Annotated in this window: 20 protein-coding genes; 5 read left to right on the forward strand and 15 right to left on the reverse strand. The window is 40.2% G+C overall.

Features of this window, described 5'->3' with window-relative positions; genetic code table 11:
• Positions 1-46: 46 nt before the first annotated feature.
• The gene (locus M472_RS28030) at positions 47-1,561 is read right to left on the reverse strand and encodes an amino acid permease (protein ID WP_021069165.1); all 1,515 of its coding nucleotides are present in this window, start codon (positions 1,559-1,561) and stop codon (positions 47-49) included.
• Between the two features lie 220 nt (positions 1,562-1,781).
• On the opposite strand from M472_RS28030, the gene M472_RS28035 reads away from it, so the two are divergent.
• A complete protein-coding gene (locus M472_RS28035) occupies positions 1,782-3,617 on the forward strand; it encodes a DEAD/DEAH box helicase (RefSeq protein WP_021069166.1) in 1,836 nt (611 codons plus the stop codon).
• Between the two features lie 51 nt (positions 3,618-3,668).
• Here M472_RS28035 and M472_RS28040 read toward each other — a convergent pair whose 3' ends face one another.
• The 3 genes from M472_RS28040 to M472_RS28050 form a co-directional block, all read right to left on the reverse strand.
• Complete coding sequence (locus M472_RS28040; RefSeq protein ID WP_021069167.1) at positions 3,669-4,274, reverse strand: HPP family protein; 606 nt, start codon at positions 4,272-4,274, stop codon at positions 3,669-3,671.
• Between the two features lie 24 nt (positions 4,275-4,298).
• A complete protein-coding gene (gene rlmB, locus M472_RS28045; protein ID WP_021069168.1) occupies positions 4,299-5,081 on the reverse strand; it encodes a 23S rRNA (guanosine(2251)-2'-O)-methyltransferase RlmB in 783 nt (260 codons plus the stop codon).
• Between the two features lie 89 nt (positions 5,082-5,170).
• Positions 5,171-6,949, reverse strand: a complete 1,779-nt coding sequence (locus M472_RS28050; RefSeq protein ID WP_021069169.1) for a DNA polymerase III subunit gamma/tau — start codon at positions 6,947-6,949, stop codon at positions 5,171-5,173.
• A gap of 204 nt (positions 6,950-7,153) precedes the next feature.
• On the opposite strand from M472_RS28050, the gene M472_RS28055 reads away from it, so the two are divergent.
• Complete coding sequence (locus M472_RS28055) at positions 7,154-8,344, forward strand: hypothetical protein (protein WP_021069170.1); 1,191 nt, start codon at positions 7,154-7,156, stop codon at positions 8,342-8,344.
• Between the two features lie 978 nt (positions 8,345-9,322).
• Here M472_RS28055 and M472_RS28060 read toward each other — a convergent pair.
• The 3 genes from M472_RS28060 to M472_RS28070 form a co-directional block, all read right to left on the reverse strand.
• On the reverse strand, positions 9,323-9,961 hold the full coding sequence (locus tag M472_RS28060; RefSeq protein WP_021069171.1) for a DUF4468 domain-containing protein: 639 nt from the start codon (positions 9,959-9,961) through the stop codon (positions 9,323-9,325).
• Between the two features lie 179 nt (positions 9,962-10,140).
• Entirely contained in the window at positions 10,141-11,340 is a 1,200-nt protein-coding gene (locus tag M472_RS28065; RefSeq protein WP_021069172.1) for a hypothetical protein, read from the reverse strand.
• Between the two features lie 99 nt (positions 11,341-11,439).
• The gene (locus M472_RS28070) at positions 11,440-14,289 is read right to left on the reverse strand and encodes a TonB-dependent receptor (RefSeq protein WP_021069173.1); all 2,850 of its coding nucleotides are present in this window, start codon (positions 14,287-14,289) and stop codon (positions 11,440-11,442) included.
• 288 nt (positions 14,290-14,577) lie between these two features.
• Between M472_RS28070 and M472_RS28075 the strand changes: the two genes are divergently transcribed.
• From M472_RS28075 to M472_RS28085, 3 genes are read left to right on the forward strand one after another with little or no spacing between them, the layout of a single operon-like run.
• The gene (locus M472_RS28075; protein ID WP_021069174.1) at positions 14,578-15,204 is read left to right on the forward strand and encodes an ABC transporter ATP-binding protein; all 627 of its coding nucleotides are present in this window, start codon (positions 14,578-14,580) and stop codon (positions 15,202-15,204) included.
• 1 nt (position 15,205) lies between these two features.
• Positions 15,206-16,651 (forward strand): ABC transporter permease, encoded by a 1,446-nt coding sequence (locus M472_RS28080; protein ID WP_021069175.1) that lies wholly within the window; start codon positions 15,206-15,208, stop codon positions 16,649-16,651.
• A 29-nt stretch (positions 16,652-16,680) separates the two neighbouring features.
• A complete protein-coding gene (locus M472_RS28085) occupies positions 16,681-17,163 on the forward strand; it encodes a hypothetical protein (RefSeq protein ID WP_021069176.1) in 483 nt (160 codons plus the stop codon).
• Here M472_RS28085 and M472_RS28090 read toward each other — a convergent pair.
• The 8 genes from M472_RS28090 to M472_RS28125 form a co-directional block, all read right to left on the reverse strand.
• The gene (locus M472_RS28090; protein ID WP_021069177.1) at positions 17,160-17,873 is read right to left on the reverse strand and encodes a 16S rRNA (uracil(1498)-N(3))-methyltransferase; all 714 of its coding nucleotides are present in this window, start codon (positions 17,871-17,873) and stop codon (positions 17,160-17,162) included. The genes M472_RS28085 and M472_RS28090 overlap by 4 nt on opposite strands.
• Before the next feature lie 3 nt (positions 17,874-17,876).
• A complete protein-coding gene (locus M472_RS28095) occupies positions 17,877-19,190 on the reverse strand; it encodes a hemolysin family protein (RefSeq protein WP_021069178.1) in 1,314 nt (437 codons plus the stop codon).
• Positions 19,191-19,196: 6 nt separating this feature from the next.
• Complete coding sequence (locus tag M472_RS28100) at positions 19,197-19,739, reverse strand: inorganic diphosphatase (RefSeq protein ID WP_021069179.1); 543 nt, start codon at positions 19,737-19,739, stop codon at positions 19,197-19,199.
• Positions 19,740-19,747: 8 nt separating this feature from the next.
• Positions 19,748-20,404, reverse strand: a complete 657-nt coding sequence (locus M472_RS28105) for a DedA family protein (RefSeq protein ID WP_022829275.1) — start codon at positions 20,402-20,404, stop codon at positions 19,748-19,750.
• A 34-nt stretch (positions 20,405-20,438) separates the two neighbouring features.
• Positions 20,439-20,852 carry an HIT family protein gene (locus M472_RS28110; protein WP_021069181.1) on the reverse strand — a complete coding sequence of 138 codons (414 nt, stop codon included), beginning with the start codon at positions 20,850-20,852 and terminating at the stop codon, positions 20,439-20,441.
• Between the two features lie 216 nt (positions 20,853-21,068).
• A complete protein-coding gene (greA, locus tag M472_RS28115; protein ID WP_021069182.1) occupies positions 21,069-21,542 on the reverse strand; it encodes a transcription elongation factor GreA in 474 nt (157 codons plus the stop codon).
• A gap of 142 nt (positions 21,543-21,684) precedes the next feature.
• Positions 21,685-22,380 carry a response regulator transcription factor gene (locus M472_RS28120; protein ID WP_021069183.1) on the reverse strand — a complete coding sequence of 232 codons (696 nt, stop codon included), beginning with the start codon at positions 22,378-22,380 and terminating at the stop codon, positions 21,685-21,687.
• Between the two features lie 3 nt (positions 22,381-22,383).
• Positions 22,384-24,057, reverse strand: coding sequence for a sensor histidine kinase (locus M472_RS28125; RefSeq protein WP_021069184.1), 1,674 nt, complete (start codon positions 24,055-24,057; stop codon positions 22,384-22,386).

The following is a 24,057-nucleotide window of genomic DNA, read 5'->3' on the forward strand; positions in this document are numbered from 1 at the left end:
CAATACGCAATACCAAATAAAAAAAGGGAGCAAGAGCTCCCTTTTTTTATTTGGTATTGCCAGATTCTATTTCTTTTCTCAGAACAGAATGTCTTTTCCCGTACAGAAAATAGACAGCGACACCAATAAGCATCCAAATCCCCAACCGCTCCCAACTTTCCAAAGGCAGGGAAGCCATCATCAATACACACACAATAATTCCTAAAATCGGAATCAGGGGCACTAACGGTGTTTTAAATGGCCGTTCGATATCCGGACTGCGCTTTCGCATCACAATGACACCAATACACACTAAGGTAAATGCAAACAAGGTCCCGATACTCACCATATGCCCCAATTCTGCCACCGGTACAAAGCCAGCAAACAAACTAACAAATACCATGAAAATAAGATTAGTTTTCCACGGCGTCTGTCTTTTGGACAAATCTGAAAACACCTTGGGCAGTAGTCCATCCTTACTCATAGAATAAAAAACGCGACTCTGACCCAACAACATCACTAAGATGACGGAGGTATACCCCGCAATAATAGTCACAATCATCGCTGTATTCAAGAATGTATATCCTGTTTTTGCAAAAGCAGTAGCCACAGGCTTGGCATCTCCCTTAAAATCAGAATAATGCGCCAAACCTGTCATCACATAAGAAAACAATACATATAACAAGGTACATACTAACAACGAGCCTATAATACCGATAGGCATACCTTTCTTCGGATTGATGGCTTCCTGCGCAGCTGTACTCACCGCATCAAAACCCACAAATGCGAAGAACAGTACACCGGCCGCCCGTAACACGCCAGATATGCCGAAATGTCCAAAATATCCCTCTTTGAAGAAATCAAAAAAACCGATCTGCCCGTTCTTCAACAACTCTTCCCCCTCATTAACAGGGATAAAAGGATTGTGGTTAGCCGGATCAATAAACTGCCAGCCCAATGCAATGAAAAGAATAACGACCGCCACTTTCAACACCACCAGGATATTATTCACAAACGAAGATTCCTGTGTACCGCGAATCAACAACAGCGACAATAAACATACAATTATAATAGCAGGCAGATTAACGATGCCTCCCGAGAAAACGGTACCATCTGCCAAATGATGCTCTACCCAGGGTGAATACAGCAGCTCGTTGGGCAAGGCCATACCGAATATCTTGAGCAACTCATTAAAATATTGCGACCAACTTGCAGCAACGGTTGCTCCTGCAAGAGCGTATTCCAACACGAGATCCCAACCGATAATCCAGGCCATAAACTCTCCCATAGTTGCATAGGAATACGTATATGCACTCCCCGCTACAGGAATCATTGAAGCAAATTCGGCATAACAAAGTCCCGCAAATGCACAGCCAACAGCTGCTATGATAAAAGAAAGCATAACTGCGGGTCCCGCATTCTCAGCTGCAGCGATTCCTGTCAATGAAAATAATCCCGCTCCAATAATCGCTCCTACCCCCAAGGCTACCAGCCCAGAAGTAGACAATGTTCGCTTTAAAGTCCCCTCTCCGCTTTGCTCCGCTTCAGATACAAGCTTCGCTATCGATTTTTTGTACCACATAATTTATGTATAATTAGTTAAATGTTATCCAAACCTAAAAAAAATTGACTACATCTAATAAAAGAATATGCTTTTCTTCTAAATTATTATCATCCAAGCCATTTGAACAGAAAAAACTTCATAATATTCACTATCAACTGCTTATAGTCTAGGATATATAAAATAATAGTTGTACCTTTGCATCGCCTTAGGCAATAGTGCCTATTGTATAATTTATTTCATGAACCCATTTTTAGAACTGGGAATCCGTGAGGAAGTTGTTAATGCCATCTCAGAGTTAGGTTTCGAAAAGCCCTCTGAAATTCAGGAAAAAGCCATTCCTGTATTATTGACTGGCAACGACGATTTTGTCGGATTAGCCCAAACCGGCACAGGTAAGACAGCAGCATTCGGTCTACCATTATTAGAGCAATTAGACTTTTCTCAAAAACAGCCTCAAGCTTTGATTCTTTGCCCAACCCGTGAGCTGTGTTTACAAATCTCTAAGGATTTAGAAAAATTTGCGAAATACATTGACAATGTACATGTTGTTGCTGTATACGGAGGTGCAAACATCTCAGACCAATTACGTCAGATTAGACGTGGTGTGCAGATTGTAGTAGCGACCCCAGGTCGTATGTTGGATATCATCGGCAGAAATGCGATTGATTTTTCACAGGTAAAATATGTTGTATTGGACGAAGCCGACGAAATGTTGAACATGGGCTTCAAAGAAGACATCAACGACATCTTATCGGAAACTCCAGATGACAAAAAAACATGGTTATTTTCAGCAACCATGCCAAAAGAAGTCCGTCGTATAGCTCAAAACTACATGACAGATCCGGTAGAAATGACTGTCGGAACGAAAAACACTGGTAATGCAAACATTGACCATCAGTACTATCTGATTAGAGCTAAAGATAAATATGCAGCATTCAAGCGTATCGTGGATTCCAATCCTGAAATCTTCGGCATCGTATTCTGTCGTACTAAAATCGAGACGCAAGAAATTGCGGAAGCTTTAATCAAAGACGGTTACAACGCAGATGCGCTCCATGGAGACTTGTCTCAGCAACAACGTGACAAAGTGATGAAGCGTTACCGCGATCGTAGCTTACAGTTGTTAATTGCGACAGATGTTGCAGCTCGTGGTATAGATGTAAACAACATCACACACGTTATCAACTTCTCGTTACCAGACGAAATCGAAAACTATACGCACCGTTCTGGTCGTACCGCTCGTGCTGGTAAAACAGGAATTTCAATTTCCTTGATCAACATCAAAGAGCAAAGTAAAATCCGTCAACTTGAAAAAGTAATCGGTAAAACATTTGAACGCAAACAGGTACCTCAAGGTCCAGAAGTTGTAGAAAAACAACTTTTAACGATCATTAATAAGGTTCAGAATGTAGAAGTCAATGAGGATCAAATCAATCAATTCTTACCAGCTATCATGGAAGGCTTTGAATCGTTATCTAAAGAAGATATCGTAAAAAGATTTGCTTCACTAGAATTTAACAGATTCCTAGAGTACTATAACAATGCTCCGGACCTGAATATCGATGGCCGTGATACCAGAGATGGTAGAGACCGCGATCGTGGCGAACGTGGACCACGTACAGGATCAAAAGGCTATACACGTTTGTTTATGAACTTAGGTGCTGTGGATGAATTCTCCCGTGGAGACATGCTGGGATTTATCTGTAACAACGCGAAGATATCCGGAAAATCAATCGGTAAGATTGACATGAAAGGTGTATTTACATTCTTCGAGGTTCAAGATGAAGAGGTAAACAAAGTCTTTGAAGGATTTAAAGCTGTTGATTTCAACGGTCGTCAAGTTCGCATCGAAGTTTCTGGTGACAGCCAATCTGATAGAGGTGGCCGTTCAAGAGGCGGAGATCGTCGTAGCGGTGGCTACGGTGGTGGCGAGCGCAGAGAACGTGGCGGCTACGGTGGCGGTGATCGTCGCAGTGGTGGTTACGGTGGTGGCGAACGCAGAGACCGTGGAGGAAACAATGGTGGATTCCGTGACTTCTCTGGCAAACGCCGTGAATCAAAAGGAAAATACTAATCGTAAGATTCGAACTCACAAAAAACGCCTCATCATTGATGAGGCGTTTTTTTATGAGTTATTAAATCGCTTTTTCAAGGACTCTCTCCGAGATCTCCTCAGGCGAGACCCCTTCACAGGATAATGCCTGTTTTTTGTAATATTATTAAACAACAAGGCAACGAGAAAGAGAATAATGGCTCCCGTAAAGACCGGGCTCAACACGTACCAATACCCCAAAGAAGCGATCTTGGTCCCTCCGGATACTGCGATCAAAGCCGTCGCTCCTCCTGGCGGATGCAGTGTCCGCGTAATTTGCATAAAAACGATGGAAAAAGCCACAGCTAATGGTGCAGTAATCCATATAATGTCAGGCAACAAGGTTGCTACTGTCACGCCGATGATGGCAGATACGACATGCCCTCCTATCAAATTCCGTGGTTGTGCCAACGGGCTTTGTATGGCACCATAAACCAGCACACTGGACGCCCCAAAAGAGCCTATCAAAAAGACATTCTCCAGAGAAGGTAAATGAAGTGATTGGATAAATGCTATAATCCCTATACCAACAAACGCACCTATAAAAGACCAGAAATGCTCACGATGATCGATCAATGTCTCCCGATACATGACATATCGGTATTTTCTGAACTGCCGCTCCAGCTTTCTCTTTAACATTCCTCTTTTTTCCCTCTTTCTTCCTTAACGCTCTAAACCTCGCTGACGTATCGCTTCATAAATCACTACAGCTGCAGATACCGATACATTTAACGAACCGATCTCACCGAACATAGGTATTTTTGCCAATTTATCGGAGATACGGATCAGTTCATCCGACACGCCCACATCTTCCGCTCCCATAATGATACAGGTTGGCCCACTGTAATCCATGTCATATACCGATTCTTTTGTCTTTTCGGTACTCACCACCAACTGGATTCCCGACTCGATCAGAAAACGTCCCGTCTTACCCAAGGAATCCTCTCTACATACCGGAATTTTGTACAACGCTCCTGCCGAAGTCTTTATCGCATCCGGATTGATTTCGGCCGATCCCTTTTTAGGAACAATGATCGCATGTACGCCAGCACATTCTGCTGTCCGTGCGATAGCACCCATATTACGTACATCGGTCACGCCATCCAGCATCAATAACAAAGGTGTTTCTCCTTTTTCATAAATCGTAGGCAACAAATCTTCAATGCGCTCATAGGTAATCGGTGAGATTACAGCGATTACACCCTGATGGTTCTTTCTAGTGATTCTATTCAGTTTTTCGACCGGAACCTGTTGGTAGCTCAATCCATGTTCTTTGAGCAATGATTTAAGCTCTAGAAAAAGACTGCCACTGATACCTCGCTGTATGAAAAGCGATTCTATTTCCTTTCCGCTGTCGATAGCTTCGATAACGGCACGGATACCGAAAACCATTTGGTTAGTTTCTCTTTTTTCGCCTCTATCGCGACGTTGGAAATTATGTTGCATGTATTAAATTATCTGAAGGTGAACTCGCAAAAGCTCGGTTAAAAAACAAAAATTAAAAAGCCATTCAAATCGAACGGCAAGAATATTACTCAACTAAGTCCTAAATTAAAAGTCTTCCGCAGCACTTCCAGTGCGGGATTTTTGGAAGCCATAACCTGATATTTTTCCTGAGAGGTATAGGCCTTACGGATGACCGCCTGTTCCAGCTGCACCGTCTCTATATCCAAGGAGAAGTTTTGAAGTTCTGGACGCAGGTAATTCAACATATCGATCTTGCCTTCTCTCAACTGATCACTCTGAATAGCATTCTCTACATCGATCTCAATAACATTGCCTTTCAGCCTTGGCGGATTGGCTGTCATTATGGTATAAATGGTGATCCGATTATTCGCTTTCATTTTCTCCGCCAGATCATTCCATTTAGCGATAAAAGAATTGAATGTCACTTCCCTGAATTCACTTCCCTGTATGAGATCATTTTCTTCTTCCTCCTCCTCATTCTTTTCCTCGAATACCGTATTCAAATTGGGGACAGCTACAGTTGATTTAAAACTTCCCCAACCTTTTCCGGAAGAGAAGCTTTTCTTTTCCTCGACAGGAAGCTTGCGGGCAGGAACACGCTGCTTAGGAGCTTCTTCTTTAGGCGCAACCGTCTTATTATCCACTGGCTGGGCGACAGGTGCTGTCACCTGAACAGGAGCTTTTACTGTGGACTCAGGTAGTTTTTTTTTTTGATCAACCTGAGTTGATACACCATTTATTCCGAGCTGTATTGCTGCAGCAAGGTGGCACATCTTTAATAGTGCTAACTCCACTTGAAGCCTTTGGTTCTTGCTTGCCTTATAACTTATCTCGCATTGATTTGCTATATTCAATGCCGACAATAAAAGACCTGAGCTCAAAGACGAGGACTGTTCAAGATACTTTTTCTTGATATTATCACTTACCTCCAAGAGCTTTAAGGTCTTGGGTTCCTTTGTAATCAAGAGGTTTCTTAAATGTCCGGAAAGCCCAGCGATAAAATGTCCGCCATCAAACCCGCGGTTTAGCACATTATCCAGTATCAATAAGGCTTCTGCTGCGTCTTCTTTCTTTATTGCTTCGACTAGGTTGAAGTAATAATCATAATCCAAAATATTTAAATTTTCGATTACAGCTTGATAGGTCAGATTTCTATTCGAAAAGCTGACTATCTGATCAAACATAGAGAGAGCATCCCGCAGACCACCGTCAGCCTTTTGCGCAATCACATGAAGACCGTCCATTTCGAAAGCTACGTCCTCTTTTGTTGCGATAGACGCCAAATGATTGGACATATCCTCTACACGGATACGGTTAAAGTCAAATATCTGACAACGCGATAGTATCGTAGGCAGAATCTTATGTTTTTCTGTGGTCGCTAATATGAATATCGCATAGGAAGGTGGTTCTTCCAAGGTCTTCAAAAAGGCGTTGAACGCTGCTTGAGACAACATATGCACCTCATCAATAATATAAATCTTATATTTTCCCGTCTGAGGCGGTATACGTACCTGATCGATCAGGCTACGGATATCGTCGACAGAGTTGTTCGATGCCGCATCCAACTCATGAATACTGAATGAAGCACCTCCCGCAAAAGATTTACAGCTTTCACATTCTCCACAAGCTTCGGTACTCGAGGAGATATTCTCACAATTTATCGTCTTAGCCAATATACGGGCACAGGTCGTCTTCCCCACTCCTCTAGGTCCACAGAACAAAAACGCTTGCGCAAGCTGATTACTATGAATCGCATTCTTTAGCGTATTTGTAATATGCAACTGTCCTACAACGGAGTCGAAGGTCGCTGGGCGATATTTACGGGCTGAAACAATGAAATTATCCATCCCTGCAAAGATATGGAATTAGAATCAAAAACCTATCTCCAAGGTTTGAAATTCGACACAATAGGTTTGGTTAGATCAAACTCCACCGAAAATAACTGACCCGACCCGATTAGACGACAGTCCGCCTATTGAACCTAAATAAGTCAGGATAAGAAAAATAACATTATTTTTTTATTAACTTTATATTAAGCAAATGTTAATAAAATGAGGCTTTGTATCCGATATATCCTCTTACTCTGTATAGGTCTGACCTGTACGGCTTCGTTGTGGGGACAGCAATTGGATACCATCGACTTTTTCAAAAAACCGTTTGTTTTCGACAGATCTCATACCCCTCAGGTTCAAATTCTGGGAAAAACTGATGAGCAGTCTATTTTACACTTTTACAAGGACATCGAATCAAGGGAATATACACCGCTTATAGAACAATTAACAGCATTTAAAACGGAAAATAACCTTAATGACTGGCTTTACTACCAGCTTATCCGACAGGTATCGGAAGCAATAAGCCCTAAAGCCGAGAACTACCATCGCTACACGCTCTATAAATGGTACCTGATGAACAAATCGGGGTACGATGCCCGCCTAGCGGTTGGCGATGACCAAGTGATATTCTACATCAAAAACAAAGAGGATATCTCGGATATTCCCTTTTTTATCATCGATGGACAGCAGTTTACTTGCCTTAACTACCATGATTATGGCAAGTTATTCAAACGCTCCGATGTCTATCGCCCTGTAGCAATTACCATCCCTGGCGCAGAAGGCGACTTCAGTTACAAAATCGCGCAAATGCCCGAATTTAAAGATGAGTCCTACGCGGTTAAGAATGTCAACTTTCAATATCAGGACAAAGTCTATGAATTTGACATCAAAGTCAATGATCATGTCGCCGGGATTTTTAAAAACTATCCAGGTGTAGACTTTGAAACGTATTTCAACATCCCCCTCACCAAGGTGACCTACCAATCATTGATTCCGGTACTGAAAGAGAATACCAAAGGAATGACGACCAAAGATGGTGTCGATTACCTTATGCGGTTTACACGGTATGCTTTCTTATATGAAAATGATGATATCAACTTCGGTATAGAAAAACGCTTGTCACCGGAACAAACTTTGATGAACAACTATAGTGACTGTGATGACCGTGCAGGACTATTTTTCTTCTTGGTCAAGGAACTGTACAATCTCCCGATGATCGCTATACTGTATCCGACACATATTACCATGGCGGTACAGTTTGAGCAAAAAATCGGAAAGGCTATCAAATATGAAGGCCAGTATTTTTCCATCTGCGAACCTACTCCGCAAGGACAAAATTTAAATATTGGCGAACTAGCCGAGAAGTACAAGCACGAAAAATACGAGATTGTGTATCACTACAAACCTTAGCAAATCAAACTGATCGGTTAAAATAACATTTAATCTCATATCCTTTTCACAAAATCTTAAAAATCTACCCACGTCAAAAAACAGAGTAAGATCATAGTCGTAATCCCAGCGGAAGAAGGAGATCCTTCGCATCACCTTGTACAGATTTTTTTCATAGCATTCGGTAGTTCTTGCACGTCCCTTCCAGAGAGGGAGGAGACAGGCTCGAGACTGCCTTGGGACATACTCGTCTGCTGTTCGGCTATTGTTCAGCTATTGTTTGCCTTGGAGACAAAGCATTGTCGAGGAACTGTCAAAGGACAGGCGAAGCAGTCCCGAAGGAATCTCGAAGATGGTACGAAGCTTTATCGAAGTATAGTCGAAGCTATAATGGAGTTGAACGGAGTTGAGCGGACTTAAAGGGACTTGAGCGGACTCTGGCCAATTAATTTATCACGTTTCTACAAGATTAATGTTGCTACGTAACATAGATCTATCCGTGTACAACAAAAAAACAATCAGAACAAAAAAAACTAGAAACTGATAACAGTAACTCCGGGTCTGCTCTGAGCTTGTGATAACTTTCTACCAGTTTATGTCGTCCTTAAACAAATTTATCCCATCATTACGTAGCTATTGGAGCCAAAGTCACATTTTTATCAAAAATCATCTTAAAATTGAAACAAACAGTATCTAATTGATGTCACACTTGTACAAGACTAAGAAAAAGAGAACACAGTCTACCCCGTTCTTAATTAACCAGAGATAGTCTTCACTGTAATCCAAGAGAAACTACTATTTCTTTAAACGCATGTTACGTAGCAAGAGCACAAATTATCATCACTTACTTCAATAGTTGCACGTAGCTATTTGTAATCTGTATTACATTCAGAATAACTCTTAAACTACTGACTAATTGAAATTGTAGCACTTCACAATGCCATAAACTAAATTTAGTTATAACCGTTAATAAGTATTAATTTCTCTCTTCAATTAGGTCTACTTCAATACACTCTCCGCCGACTCAAAAATCGACCTAATCTCTCGATCCATCGCATACAAAACTTTGCCGTTATATTTTTCCTGCTTCCCTTTCATATAATCAAAATAGGATTTAGTTAAGTCCAGATCAAACTTATCTACGGAACTATGCTGATCAAAATTAACGTCATTCAGCATGGAATTGGTTGCTTCAAGATACATCTGCAGATTATTCCTCCTCTTATCGCTACCGTATATGTTATATATACTCATATCAACAGTCTCGGGACCAATATCGATCGAGACAGTAAAGAACATAGAAAAATTCGAACTATTAACTCCTGATTTAAAACTATATTTTATGACAGCCTTTCCTACCAATGTCCCCAAGTGTGGATCATCGATTTGGATCACATTCTGAATATCTGGAAACCTATCTACAAACCATCTTTTTAAAGTCGCATGAACTTCAACTCTGTCACCAGTATAAGGTAATAATTCCCTATACACCACCTTTCCATCTTTTAGCGGAATAAAAGTAGTAGCACTATCAATCTGTTCTTTACTCGGATTATAAGCATTGACAAAGAGATTTACTTCTTGCCCAGAGAGACTAATAGATAATAAACAGAAGATAAATAAACAAAGTGCTTTCATATTGAGGTCATTTCTAGTAAAAAAAACATGGTATTTATAATCACAATAAATGCAAAACATATGATTTAATCGTCAAAACATTATTAATAAATGATTAATTTAAAAAACTGCAGATAAGCACCATAGAAAAGGGCTAACTCTACGAGTTAGCCCTTCTTATCTATTTAGAAACTATTTGATTACAAACCAACAGTCCATCCTTTAGCCCACTCTGGAACGCCTGCTCCAGCACCAGCACCTGTAGCATTAGCATTTTCTGTATAGATTGCTGACACATCAGCTGGTAAACCTGGAAGATCTTTATTTGTTACTGGATCTTTTCCAGGACTAGTTGTTGTTCCTTTCGACTTGGTAAGGACCTTGTCAAATTTCACATTAGTAACTTTCAATGTACCATCTCCAACATATTTAATTCCCTCATTATGTTCTACATCAAAGCCAACTGACCAGTTACTTAACACGACGTTATCGATGTTTGCTTTAGTACCTACACGTAGTTTCATTGCTTGAGGCTCTGCTCCAGCTTCACCACGACCGATTAACGTTAAATTTTTAATTGTTGGGTTAGAAATAGGATTCGCTAAATGGTTATTAGAATTGTTATCCGCTTCTATACCTCTGTTTCCTTTAGAAGCGGCTTCTTTTCCATACCAGTTTTCGTTCGTACCATTCCAACCTTCAGTCCAGTCAAATTGATCATCTTCATTGGCAGTAGCTACCAAATACTTTGTATTTACTGTACCACCGAACCACTCAAAACCGTCATCAGAACCTTCGTGTACTTGAACATACTCAATCGTAGTACCGCTACCTACACCGAACATAGAAAGACCGTTAAACTCCTTTTCTGTGTTATAAGAATAACCTGAATACTCAATACGAGCATATTTAATTACACCAGAATTATCGTTAGCCACATTACCTCCATAGGTTAATGAAGAAACTTCTGCTGATGCAGTAACGCCCTTATTAATTGGAGCTTTACCACACAATACAATACCACCCCAAGCTTGTTGTGTTTTGTTTACCGCGGTAAAAACTACCGGTTTTTCCTTAGTTCCTTCTGCAAAAATCTGTCCCCCTTGAGCTACTGCAATATAACGAATCTCCTCACCACCTTTAAAAGGTGTTGCCTCTACAATTACACCAGGCTTGATCGTTAATTTTCCACCAGCTTTTACAATCAACGGACCATTCAATTTGTAAGTACCGCTTTCCAATACTAGATGTTGACCATCCTTAACTTCTCCTTGCAGATTTGTGCGAATATCGGTATCGATAATTTCAGTAGCATCATCATTTTTGCTACAAGCTGTAAAAACCGTTGGAGTAGCCGCAAGTAAAGCGAGCATTAACAATGTAGAAGTAGATCTTTTCATTTCTTTAATTTTAATTTTTTCTTCTTTCGATAATACAAAGAAAGACGTTTGTTATTTATTTATAATTAACTCTATATTAGCTTTTTGTTAAGCTTATATTTAAAATTTATAGTTTACACCTAAGCTAAAGGAAGCCCCTCTCTTGTAGGACATCACCTTCACTGGTGTCTCATTTTGCTGCCATCTTTCAAAAGAAGGATTCAGGATATTACGTGCTGCCAGATCAACTCCTAGGTGTTTGGTTACTTTTGATTTTAATACAAAATCTAATGTACCTAAACCTTTATCCATCAAATTACCACGTCCTCCGGTACCGATTGCATTGAGTTTATCGGAGTAATAATTGTATAATATCGTCGCTGAAAGATTTCGATTAGCATCAAAGCTTTTGAGATATGATAAGTCAGCGTTAACTATAAAATCAGACGCTCCAGTAAATTTTGATGACATATTAGTTGGATCAATATTGATCAATCCATCAGTCTCAGTGAGTACTTTATTTGGATTGAACTTTTGATCTGTCTTCATAACTGCAGTATTGAAACCAATAGAGAGCTTATCATTTGTCAAATTCAACAGATATTTTTTAGCTTCTAGTTCTATACCATAGACATATCCTTTATCACCAGTATTAGCATAAGAGATATCATTCGATGTCGATGACACGACGATCTCATTGATGGGGTTTTCAATATACTTTCCAAAACCAGTTACAGAATATAGTTCTCCTTCACGAGGAAACATTTCCCATTTTAGATCAACATTATAGTTGTCGGATGCATACAAATGTGGATTACCAAAGAATCGCTGTGTCACATCATCATACGAAAAGAGCGCTCGTTCCTTAAACTGTGGTAATGTATAGGTCTTACTTGCTCCAAGTCGCAGATTATTATTAGCATTTAATTCATACTTTAGATTCAAGCTCGGCAATAATCCATTTTTGGTTAATGTGCTTTTATCTCTTGAATACTCGATGCTATAGAAATCAACGTATTGCTTTATATTCTCGTACCGTACACCCAATACTCCTGTCAACCGATCGGTCAACTTATAATCCATTGTTGCAAAACCGGCATGAATATCTTGATCTCCATTATAATATTGAAAAGCATTCCCAGCCAAGCCAATAAGATTATAAAATGAGCCATAACCAGAAGCTCCGAGGTACTGATCTAGGTTAGAAGGATCTATCTTGGTGGTATTCTGCTGTCCATCCAGAATATTAAAGTTCAATTGCATGACGTTAAAAGAAAGCTCTTTCTTTTTTCCGCTATAACCTACGGTTAGTTTACCTCTGTTATCTCCTAACTTATAAGATGTAGCGATATTAGCAGCAAGTTCATTCTCTTTAAGAAAATGGGAATACCGATGATTATCTCCTGCATTGACTCGAATGAAATAATGGTCTCCATCAATAGTCTCACTGTGCATACTCTGCAAACGATCAGGCATATCTCCTTTCACATTGTTGTAAGCGACTCCCCAATCTAATTCTATTTTATCCGTCAAGGTATGTTTGCCCAACAATTGATTAATAAACAATTGCGTACTTGAAAACGTACTACGATTGATTGTTCCTCTGTAATTCTCAGCGTCTACGCCTGCGTCTCTGATATATCCAGTAAACACATCCCTGTATTGATTCCCTGCATTGACATACATGAAGTTATAGGTCAATTTATGCTTAGGATTAATTTGATAATTGGCATTCAACATTCCGGTTGTATTGGCAGTATAGCTTTGTTGGGACTGACTTAAGGATTTTAATGGTGCTCCCTGCGCACTAAAACTGGAGTTCACACCTTCGCGTATGTTGTATCCATTCGCAAAGTCCATCATAGCGAACAAACTCATCCTTCCCTCAGAACCGACTTTGAAGGAGTCTCCTGCTTTTATGCCAAAATTCATTGGAAGCAGGGTCTTCTTTTTCGGATCCCATCCATTTTTGAAATGATAACTTCCTTCTACATCCGCTGGTGCTTTGTAATCCGAATACCCGAAAAAATTAGGTCCATCCTGCAAATAAAAATTATTCCACTGCTGTAGAGCATTGGTATTTACAGAAGATCCTACGGAAACTTCAAACAAACGATCTCCCTTAAAATCTTTCGATCCGATGTTAACACTTGCCCCTCCAAAATCTCCACTCAAAGGGGCATTATACGACTTATCGACACCAATGTAATCCACAACATCAGTCGTAAATATATCTAATGCAATATTTTTCAGGTTAGGATCACTAGCTGGTATAGGTAAACCATTCAACGATGTAGAGATATAACGATCCCCTAATCCTCGGACATAAACCTGTGTTGATCCTTCCTGTCTGGAAACTCCTGATAATTGACTGACAGCACCAGCGGCATCAGACACCCCTTTACGGGACAGCTCCTGGGCTCCGATCTTTTCTACAAATAGATTCGAGTTTTTTCGTTCTTCTAATAACGCAAATTCACTAGCTTGTACACGTCTACGTGTTACCACGACTTCATCCAGAGTAGAAGACTCACTGACCAAAACAACACTTACGGTCTCCCAATTTTTAGCTTCTAAAACTACTGGAGTAACTTCCTTATTATACCCCAGATAACTACTTACTATTTTATAATCACCCTTTTTGGCTACAGGGATAATAAACTCTCCATTCGCATTCGTCGATGTCACTTTGCTATTATCAGACAAGGACACACTTACTCCTGCTATAGGCTTCATCGTCTCTACGTCGATGATCCGACCCCGGATACCTAATACCGAAGCTGAAACCCCATCAGCGATTGAAGCACTTGTCTTCTGCTGTGCATTCAACGTATTAACAGTATCCTTTTTAGTGGACTCCTTTACTAAGGCATTTCCTTTCGGATCTGTCTTTTGTGCAAATACAACTGAGCCTGCTACTACACCTAATACTAGCAAACCTGCCTTTTTAATGTTTAAATTTAGTTTCAACTTGAATTAATTTTAATTTAACACAAAAGTATAAGGGGTATATTAACTCAATATTACCGACAAATTACTTTTAGCTCAACCTATTGTTAATTAATCGTTAACTAGACCCCATTGAACAAAAAAAGACCTCTCAGCCCCCTCGATAACCCACGTTTTATTTCAGATACATTAATTTTTCTTTAAGACGAAAAGGACTTAATCCTGTAATAATTTTATTAAGATTTTCTATTGTAACCAATTTCCGATACCTTTAAGGTTGAAAATTCACACCGTAGGAATACATTATTCATGATACGTTCAGAAAACCTTAAATTCAACTATTTACCGTCGCACGAACTTCAGTTTCCTGACTTCAAAATAGAAAAGCACCAACATACCCTTCTATTAGGAGACTCAGGAACTGGAAAAACGACTTTACTACATTTATTGAGTGGACTTTCCCGCCCCACTAGTGGGAAAGTATTCATAAACAACCAGGATATCTATCAACTTGGCGAAAGTCAGCTCGATCGATTTCGGGCAGACAATATTGGTTTTATCTTTCAGGAGGCCCACCTTTTGAAAAATCTGACTATCGGTGAAAACATAGCACTGGCTCAAACCCTCGCCAAGAAAACCGTCGATAAGACAGCTATTGCTGCGATCTTGGACAAATTACAGTTGTCCGAAAAGATCAACAGCTATCCATCGCAGCTGAGCAGGGGACAGATGCAGCGCGCCGCTATAGCTAGAGCCGTGATCAACGGGCCCAAACTTCTGGTTGCGGACGAACCAACGGCAGCATTGGATGACACCAACACCAAGCACGTACTGGATCTACTATTGGATACCGCAACAACCTATGATGCGACCCTATTGATAGCGACACATGATAAACGAATAAAGGACAATTTCTCCAATACCTATCAGTTATAATATGAACAATTTCAAATTAGTCTGGAAGAATATTACCCAGCAATGGGGCGCCACTTTACTGAGTATAGTTTTGACAGCATTTGGCGTAGCGATACTTTTAGTCATCTATATATCGGGCGATACCTTCGAAAAACAGCTGGAAAACAACAGTAAGAACGTAGATCTGGTAATTGGGGCAAAAGGTAGCCCGATGCAATTAATATTGAGTAGTCTATACCATGTGGATAACCCTACTGGAAATATTTCACTTGCGGAAGCCAATAAAATAGCTGAAAATCCCTTTGTCCAACAGGCTGTCCCTATCTCGCTCGGCGATAATTTTAAAGGACACCGGATTATTGGAACCGACACTTCGTTCATGAGTATGTATGAGCTGAAGCTGGCCGAAGGAAGATTGTGGACAAAGAGTTTTGAAATCGTATTGGGCGCAGAAGTGGCCCGTAAGCACCAATTGAAAATCGGTGATGAAATTCACGGTGCACATGGTTTGTCCGCTGATGCGCATGTGCATGATGACCACCCGTTCAAAGTAGTTGGTATACTGGCGCCAGCACGATCTGTCGTAGACAATCTGATCCTATCCAACCTAGCTAGTGTCTGGGAGGTGCATGGTATCGCACATGATGGAGAACATATACATGGCCCTGACTGTGATCATGACCACGATCACGACCATGCACATCATAGCGGTTCGACACACGAGCATAAAGCGGACGACCATAAACATGAGCATAAGGCGGACGGCCATACACATGAGCATGGAGACGGAGATCATGAACATGCAACAGAACAGGAACATACACATGACCATGCGGACACAGAAGAAGTTCTTGTCAAGGAAAAGCCCAGAATGGAATCACCTGACATGGTAAAAAGCATCGGCCAAGGTATGGTCGAAGATCATGGTGTCGAAATCACCGCTTTATTGGTCAAATACAGCTCCCCTGCTGCCATCGGCGTATTGCCCCGTCTGGTCAACCAGAGCACCCATATGCAAGCGGCATCTCCTGCTATTGAGAGTTCTCGTATTTTTTCACTGTTGGGTGTAGGTCTTGACTCTTTAGCTATCCTTGCTTATGTCATTATGCTGATCGCAGCGTTGAGTGTCTTTATCAGTCTGTACAACGCACTTAAGGACCGTAAGTATGACATGGCAATCATGCGAACAATGGGAGCGACCAAGACCAAGCTCTTCACTCTTGTCGTAGTCGAAGGTTTGGTGATTACTCTGATCGGAGGACTATTCGGTTTATTGATGGGGCATACGATATTATACTATATAGGCACGCAAACGAGCCAGAGTGCAGATTTCATTGAGGCCTTCAGACTATACCCCAATGAATTGCTCATTCTATCTGCCGCCATGGCCCTGGGAATAATCGCCGCATTGATCCCCGCATTCAAAGCGTATAAAACAACTATTTCAAAAACCTTGGCATCCAAATAATAATAAAGACATAACTATAGAATTCAAACATGAACAAGCTATTCTTGATATTAAACTTTCTTTTACTGAGCACGTTGGTTTCACAGGCGCAGTTAAAAGATTACCCCAACCTCAATGTACCTGACCACACCCCCATGATGAACAATACATGGGAGATTATTGACAAAATGATGTATAAAGTCAGTACAGAAGGAAATAAAAAAGTATATACACCACACTATCCACCCGAGCTCAAAAGATTAGAAAACAAGGTTGTCGACTTGCCTGGCTATATCGTACCGCTCAATAGTGGTCGCAATCACAGTACTTTCATGCTATCGGTTCTTCCTATAGCGCAATGTCAATTCTGTGGCAGCAATGGTATTCCCCCTATGGTGGAGATATTTATGAAGAAAGGAAGTATCAAGTATACGGAAGAACCTATAAAAATAAAAGGTAAGATGAAGTTCAATCCGGAACCGCTCAAAGGAAATGCGGAGATACAGATAGTGGATGCAGAACTGATCCATTAACGGTTCAATAAAGAGATTTCAAGTACTGCAGCAAGGGCAGCGGTCTCGGTTCGCAAGCGAGCTTCTCCCAAAGAAATAGGAATAAAGCCAGCATCTAGTGCCTGGCTTATTTCTTTTTCAGAGAAATCACCTTCGGGGCCTATAAGCAACAGATAATTGGCTTTAGGCTGAAATGCGTTGGAAATATACTTTTTTTCGGAGTCGACGCAATGTGCAATTCCCTTGCTGAAATCCTTTCCTGCGATCTGCTGCAAAAATCTATTGAAGGGGATTGCTGGATTCACCTGAGGCAAATAAGCCTTTAAAGATTGCTTCATAGCGGATATGGCGACCTTCTCCAGCCTTTCTACTTTTACTTCTTTCCGTTCGGAATGTTCGCAGATGATTGGGGTAAACTCCTGTACACCGATTTCGGTTGCTTTTTCCAAAAACCACTCGAGACGATCCATATTTTTTGTAGGAGCTACAACCATATGTAGGTGATAGGGCTGTATACCAAATTGAGTTTGAACATGCAACACTTTTAAACTCGTCCGCTTGGGATGTGGGTCTATGATTTCCGTTTCATACAATCCTCCACGGCCATCAACCAGGTGGATAACATCTCCAGTCTGTAGCCTCAATACCCTAATGGCGTGTTTACTTTCCTCTTCATGGAGCAAAAAAACAGTATGATGGGGCTCTATATCAGCAGTGTAAAATAAATGCATGAATTAATTGTCGTTATCATCATCTGCCGTTTCGACAAGATCGAGCTTCACGTATTCTATATTTTGCTGCGTCTTTTTCATAATGGTAAAGACATAGCCAAATTCTTCTGTAGACTCACCGACATCTGGTATTTTCTCAAAAACATGACTAACTAATCCAGCGATCGTATCATAGTCCGAACTTTCGGGAAGCTCTAACGGCAGATATCCGTTTGAATCGTGTACGGATGCTCCCGCATCGACCATATATTCTGTTTCAGAAATACGTTCGACAACAGGTGTTTCCTCATCATACTCATCTTGTATCTCACCGACGAGTTCTTCGACGATGTCTTCGAGTGTCACCATTCCGGCAGTCCCTCCGAACTCATCCAATACAAATGCAATCTGTATACGTTTGAGCTGAAACTCGGTCATCAAATCATTGATCTTCTTGGTTTCAGGAATAAAGTAGGGTTTACGCATGATATTTTTCAACACCACATCTTTGCCTTTCACCAATAGTGGTAAAATATCTTTTGTATGGACTACACCTACAATCTGATCGATGTTGTCATCATAGATCGGGATACGGGAGTAACCTTCTTCGGTCACGGTATTAATAAACTCTTCGGCGGAATCGTCAATTTCGACTGCTACAATCTTGGTCCGAGGGACCATGATGTTTTTCACGATACGCTCGTTAAAATCGAAGACATTCTTGATAAGTTCATGCTCGGAGGTGTTCAACGCACCGGACTCTTTTCCTTTCTCCAATAGGTATTGGAGTTCTTCAGAAGAGTGCGTAGAATCATTCGGATTGGGCTGTATACCCACCAACCTCAATAGAAAATTAGCGAAGCCGTTAAAAACGTAAATCAGAGGCATCAAAGCCCATGAAAAAATGCGTAAAGGAATAGCAACTTTCATGGTTGTCGCTACGGGTTTTTGTATGGCAATAGACTTTGGAGCGAGCTCCCCCAATACAACATGCAGAAACGTGATCGTACCGAATGCGATGGCAAATCCAGCCCATTTTGCCCAACCTTGAGACGCATCCACTTGTAGGTAAGCAAACAGTTGGGTTACAAGCTGTGTCATGACAGCCTCTCCCTTCCACCCTAAGCCTAAAGAAGCTAAAGTAATACCTAGCTGCGTCGCAGCTAGGTATTTATCCAGATGCTCCGTAATATTTTTTGCAATTTTAGCGACATTGCTACCCGACTTTGCCTGCAACTCGATCTGAGATGCTCTTACTTTTACTATAGCAAACTCAGCAGCAACAAAAAAACCGTTTGCAAAAACTAAAAAAATTGTCCAAAAAATATCGAGGGCCATCAGGGTTTATTTGTTTCTTATATCTTTGTTATACAGCTCAATACTCTCCAAGATAACCTTTTGAGCGTAAGTACGGCCATATAAATTTTCAATGGTTACATTTTTACCTTCTAGAGCTTTGTAATCCTGGAAGAAACGAACAATCTCTTTCATCGTGTGCGGAGGTAATTCAGAGAGGTCGTTGATGTGATTGACAGACATATCATTTTTTGCTACAGCAATAATTTTATCGTCTTGCTCACCTCCATCAATCATGTGCATCACGCCAATAACCTTAGCCTCAATAAGACTCATTGGGATTACATCAACAGAACAAAGAACCAGTATATCTAATGGATCCTTGTCATCACAGTAAGTTTGGGGGATAAAACCGTAGTTAGCAGGATACATCACGGAAGAGAATAAAACTCTATCCAGTTTTAGCAATCCGCTATCTTTATCGATTTCGTATTTAGCTTTCGAACCTTTAGGTATTTCTATAATAGCATTTACGGAATTTGGCAGGTCCTCACCAGGAGAAACTTGGTGCCAAGGGTGTTGTGTACTCATTAATATAATTACTGTTTATTTTGTTTCTTTTTTTCCTTTTGGCCTTTTATCCATCGTTTCAATAAAGCAATGATTATAGGTAAGAATGCAATAACAATCATACCGACAATAATATACTCTACATAATTAATGATAGAAGGGAAAAGCTCCCCTAAATAATAGCCCGAAAGAGTCAAGACAGACACCCAGATAAATGCACCTACAACATTATAAAGTACAAATTTCTTAAAGTCCAACTTAACCACTCCTGCAAATATTGGCGCAAAGGTACGAATAATTGGCACAAACCGCCCAATTACCAATGCGGTTCCTCCATATTTCTGATAAAACTCTTCGGCCATGACCACATATTTCCTTTTGAAAATAAGGGAGTCTTTTCTCTTGAACAGCATGGGCCCCGTTCGATGCCCAAACCAATAGCCCGCAAAATTGCCTAATATGCCAGCGGCCAATATACCGAAGTACATGGTGGCGATACCTACATCAATCTTATTGAGCGCACAGAACAATCCCGCTAAAAACAATAAATAATCACCAGGCAAAAAGAAGCCAAAAAAGAGCCCTGTTTCTGCAAATACGATTAAACAAACAATATAAAAACCGCCATGACTTAATAAGTACTCAGCGTCCAATAATTGTTGAAATGACACTAAAAAATCTTGCATATTTCTTTGTTAGGATACGAGTATGAGGTTGAGATTACTCGCCATTGGTGATAGATACCACTGCGTGACGGATTTCATCCGCTATTTTCGTCATTTCCTCGGCAGGTAAAGACAGTTTTTCTTTTTCAAAATTCATATCGCCTACTTCATTAAGCGGCATAAGATGGATATGCGCATGGGCAACTTCTAAACCAACTACTGCGATCCCTACTTTACGGCACGGGAACACTTTCTTTATTCCTTGTGCTACGATCTTCGCGAAAACCCACATGCCCATGTACTCATCGTCATTAATATCGAATATGTAATCTGTTTCCGTTTTTGGAATCACGAGCACATGTCCCGGAGTAAGCGGTGAAATATCCAGAAATGCTAAATAATCATTGCTTTCAGCAACTTTATAAGCAGGTATCTCTCCCGAAATAATCTTTGAAAATATTGTAGACATTTATCTTTCAAGTTGATCAATGAACAAATATAACAAAACCTTCAGGAAGTATTTGCATAAACTGTCACGAAAGTTGGCAGTGATATTCTTTTCTGACATTATGTGTACATAGAGAAAACAGTAAAAAGCAAAGAGGACCAGCGTTTCCGTGGTCCTCTTTGGTGTATAAAGTTATATGTGAGCGGTTATGGCAATCCGCTCATAACCTATATCCTATTATCTAGAAATGTCCAAGATTTCAAGTTCTATTTCACCTGCAGGAACATTGACTTTAGCGATATCACCTACAGACTTACCTAACAATCCCTGCGCAATCGGGGATTTTACAGATATCTTGCCTGCCTTTAGGTCAGCTTCCGTCTCAGAGACCAACTGATACGTCATCTCTGCACCGTTTTTCTTGTTTTTGATCTTTACGATTGAGAGTGCCAACACTTTGGATAGATCCAATTTGGATTCATCTATTAGTCGTGCACTTGCCAACACATCTTCTAATTTGGCAATCTTTGCCTCATGTAGCCCTTGTGCTTCTTTAGCCGCATCGTATTCTGCATTTTCAGATAAGTCTCCTTTATCTCTAGCTTCAGCAATAGCGCTGGCTATTTTTGTTCTTCCTTCTGTTTTTAGGTACTGTAGTTCTTCTTTTAACTTCGCTAACCCTTCTTCTGTGTAATAAGTTACTTCTGCCATAATTATTCAATTAACTTAAATAGTAAACACTAAATTCTTAATAAAAAAGAAACAAGACCACTCTTTCCTCATTTTGAAAGAGTGGTCTTGTTCGATATTGACGAAGATAATTAAAACGATTTAATTATCCAAATTCATCAAATTATTCTTCATCCACAAATTTATACCCTAAACCCCTGACTGTTTGCAGGTAATTGGGTTTATCGGGGTTGTTTTCGATTTTTTTACGCAGACGAACCACATGCATATCCAACGTCCTTGTATTTACATTGGAACTGTATCCCCAAACTACTTCCATCAGCTCCTCTCTTGTAATCTCGCGTCCCATATTCTGCAAAAAATGCAATAGAATCCGATTTTCTAAAATAGTCAGCTCTATTTTCTTTCCATCCCTTACCAACGAGTGGATCTGAGGGTGGTGCTCCGTATTTCCAAAAACATGCACATCCTTATTGCTATTTTTAGGAACAAAGAAACGTACTTTATTTTCGATCATAGCGACTAATACGTCCATATTGAACGGCTTGGTGATATAATCTGTTATCCCGTAGCTATAGGCATCTATTTTATCAACATCCTGAGACTTCGCCGTCATCATAATGATGGTATTTTCAAAGCCCCCTTTACGCACAGCCTCACACACCTCAATTCCCTCTTTTCCTGGAAGCATCCAATCCAACAGTACAATATCCGGCTGTGCCTCTAAGATTATTTGCTCTGCTTCCAAACCGTTTCCGACTTGAATTACTTTATAATTCTCAGTCTGTAAACGATGACTTACTAAGAAACGTAAGTTTTCATCGTCTTCTACAACTGCTACAGTAATATCTTTTTCCATAATTTATGCTTTTTTAACTTCTACAGGGAAAGTAAGTGTAAAAACCGTACCAACATTTAATTGACTATCAACTTTAATCTCTCCGCCCATGAATTCTGTAATTTCTTTACAGAAGGCTAATCCCAAACCGATACTTCCTTGCTGATTAAACTGGTTTTTAACTCGGTAAAACTTCTTAAAAATACTATTATATTCTTTCCTATCTATACCGATTCCCTGATCTTTAAACAAAATAACAAAATTCTTCTTATTTTGTTGGACTCGGATATCCAAAATTTTCCGATCGGGGGCTGCGTATTTATAGGCATTGTCAATTAGGTTCTGAAATACACTGGTCAATAAAACGGGATCTGCATACATCTCATTTTTGACATCAATCTCGTAACTCAATTGGAGATCTGGATACTTGAGATGGCTTGCATCGAATATGTGCTGACAGAATTCTTCCAGCTCGATATATTCGCCATTAAACTTGATAGATTTGTTCTCAATCTGAGCAAAAGACAACAACTTATTCATCAAAGCATTGAGTTTGTCTGCTTCTTGATCTAAGATGCGTCCGTACATATGACGCTCCGTATCGGATATCTTTTCTGCACTTTTTATATTATTGCCGGCGATCTTGATAACACTTACCGGAGTCTTGAACTCATGGGTCAAATTATTGATAAAATCGTACTGAAGCTGATATAATCTACTATTGATCATCACATTGCGGTACACCAAATAGCCTACCATCAAAAGAATCAGGTAAATAACAGAAAGAGCAATCATCACCGGAAAAAAACGTCTGTTGATATCGCTCTGTATAAATTCTCTTGATGCTTCAAACTGCAGCTTATAATCCGACAGTGCTCCAGGAAGGGCAAGCTCCGTATGGAGATAAGCAGCATTCTTCACGACATACTGATCGACCACTGGTTTAATTGTAATTCCTTCATAGAGATTGGGATACTTGTTCGTAATGGTCATCTTTCGTGGTTCTATGGCAAACACAAACAGATCCTGCTCATAGTCACTTTTTGGAAGATCAGCAAAGCGCATCATAGTCTTATAGGCCATGATGTCGGACATACGCGGTATATTCAAATAGGAGATCTTGCCGGGCTGTAGGGTATAAAAAACCTTATAAATATCGTTGTCCGTCAATCGGGTAGAATCGGACACCCTGTCCAGAAAGCCGGCCAACTTGATCATTACATTATTAAAGTCTTCTGCATGATTCTTATAATCATCCGAGCTTTGATGTACAGCGATAAAACGATTGTCTTTATCCAGTTTAAAGTTGTACGAGTTACGCGAAGATATCCCCAAATTATTAAAACGCAACCCTTTCCCCAACTCGTCCCTGTTGGTAAACACGATATCAAAAAAATTCACATTATCGACAAACGGATATCGACGAAGTACTGTATTGGAAAACTCGGCCCCCTGTGCCGAGTCAATATATCCCTGATAGTAGGATATTTCGGGTACTTTGGTGGTAAAGAATTCATTAAATGGTTTGATGAACTCATCGAAAACTTCTACTTTCTTATTGTTAAACTCGGTTTCCACAAAATTGGTAGTCATAGTCCGTGCAAAAAAAGCCGATGTAACGAATAACACCGTGACCAAAACCAGGAATGTGATTAAAAGACCAAAGTTCTTTCGATATTGTAAACCAAAATTTGCCAT

The organism is Sphingobacterium paucimobilis HER1398 (assembly GCF_000416985.1).
Classification (GTDB): Bacteria; Bacteroidota; Bacteroidia; order Sphingobacteriales; family Sphingobacteriaceae; genus Sphingobacterium; species Sphingobacterium paucimobilis.

Coding starts and splice junctions, on each gene's coding strand:
- M472_RS28040 (WP_021069167.1), bottom strand. CDS start 4,274: ATGTTAAAGAGAAAGCTGGAGCGGCAGTTCAGAAAATACCGATATGTC.
- M472_RS28055 (WP_021069170.1), top strand. CDS start 7,154: ATGAGGCTTTGTATCCGATATATCCTCTTACTCTGTATAGGTCTGACC.
- M472_RS28105 (WP_022829275.1), bottom strand. CDS start 20,404: ATGCAAGATTTTTTAGTGTCATTTCAACAATTATTGGACGCTGAGTAC.
- M472_RS28030 (WP_021069165.1), bottom strand. CDS start 1,561: ATGTGGTACAAAAAATCGATAGCGAAGCTTGTATCTGAAGCGGAGCAA.
- M472_RS28095 (WP_021069178.1), bottom strand. CDS start 19,190: ATGGCCCTCGATATTTTTTGGACAATTTTTTTAGTTTTTGCAAACGGT.
- M472_RS28090 (WP_021069177.1), bottom strand. CDS start 17,873: ATGCATTTATTTTACACTGCTGATATAGAGCCCCATCATACTGTTTTT.
- M472_RS28125 (WP_021069184.1), bottom strand. CDS start 24,057: ATGGCAAATTTTGGTTTACAATATCGAAAGAACTTTGGTCTTTTAATC.
- M472_RS28075 (WP_021069174.1), top strand. CDS start 14,578: ATGATACGTTCAGAAAACCTTAAATTCAACTATTTACCGTCGCACGAA.
- greA (WP_021069182.1), bottom strand. CDS start 21,542: ATGGCAGAAGTAACTTATTACACAGAAGAAGGGTTAGCGAAGTTAAAA.
- M472_RS28035 (WP_021069166.1), top strand. CDS start 1,782: ATGAACCCATTTTTAGAACTGGGAATCCGTGAGGAAGTTGTTAATGCC.
- M472_RS28050 (WP_021069169.1), bottom strand. CDS start 6,949: ATGGATAATTTCATTGTTTCAGCCCGTAAATATCGCCCAGCGACCTTC.
- M472_RS28060 (WP_021069171.1), bottom strand. CDS start 9,961: ATGAAAGCACTTTGTTTATTTATCTTCTGTTTATTATCTATTAGTCTC.
- M472_RS28080 (WP_021069175.1), top strand. CDS start 15,206: ATGAACAATTTCAAATTAGTCTGGAAGAATATTACCCAGCAATGGGGC.
- M472_RS28065 (WP_021069172.1), bottom strand. CDS start 11,340: ATGAAAAGATCTACTTCTACATTGTTAATGCTCGCTTTACTTGCGGCT.
- M472_RS28110 (WP_021069181.1), bottom strand. CDS start 20,852: ATGTCTACAATATTTTCAAAGATTATTTCGGGAGAGATACCTGCTTAT.
- M472_RS28085 (WP_021069176.1), top strand. CDS start 16,681: ATGAACAAGCTATTCTTGATATTAAACTTTCTTTTACTGAGCACGTTG.
- rlmB (WP_021069168.1), bottom strand. CDS start 5,081: ATGCAACATAATTTCCAACGTCGCGATAGAGGCGAAAAAAGAGAAACT.
- M472_RS28120 (WP_021069183.1), bottom strand. CDS start 22,380: ATGGAAAAAGATATTACTGTAGCAGTTGTAGAAGACGATGAAAACTTA.
- M472_RS28100 (WP_021069179.1), bottom strand. CDS start 19,739: ATGAGTACACAACACCCTTGGCACCAAGTTTCTCCTGGTGAGGACCTG.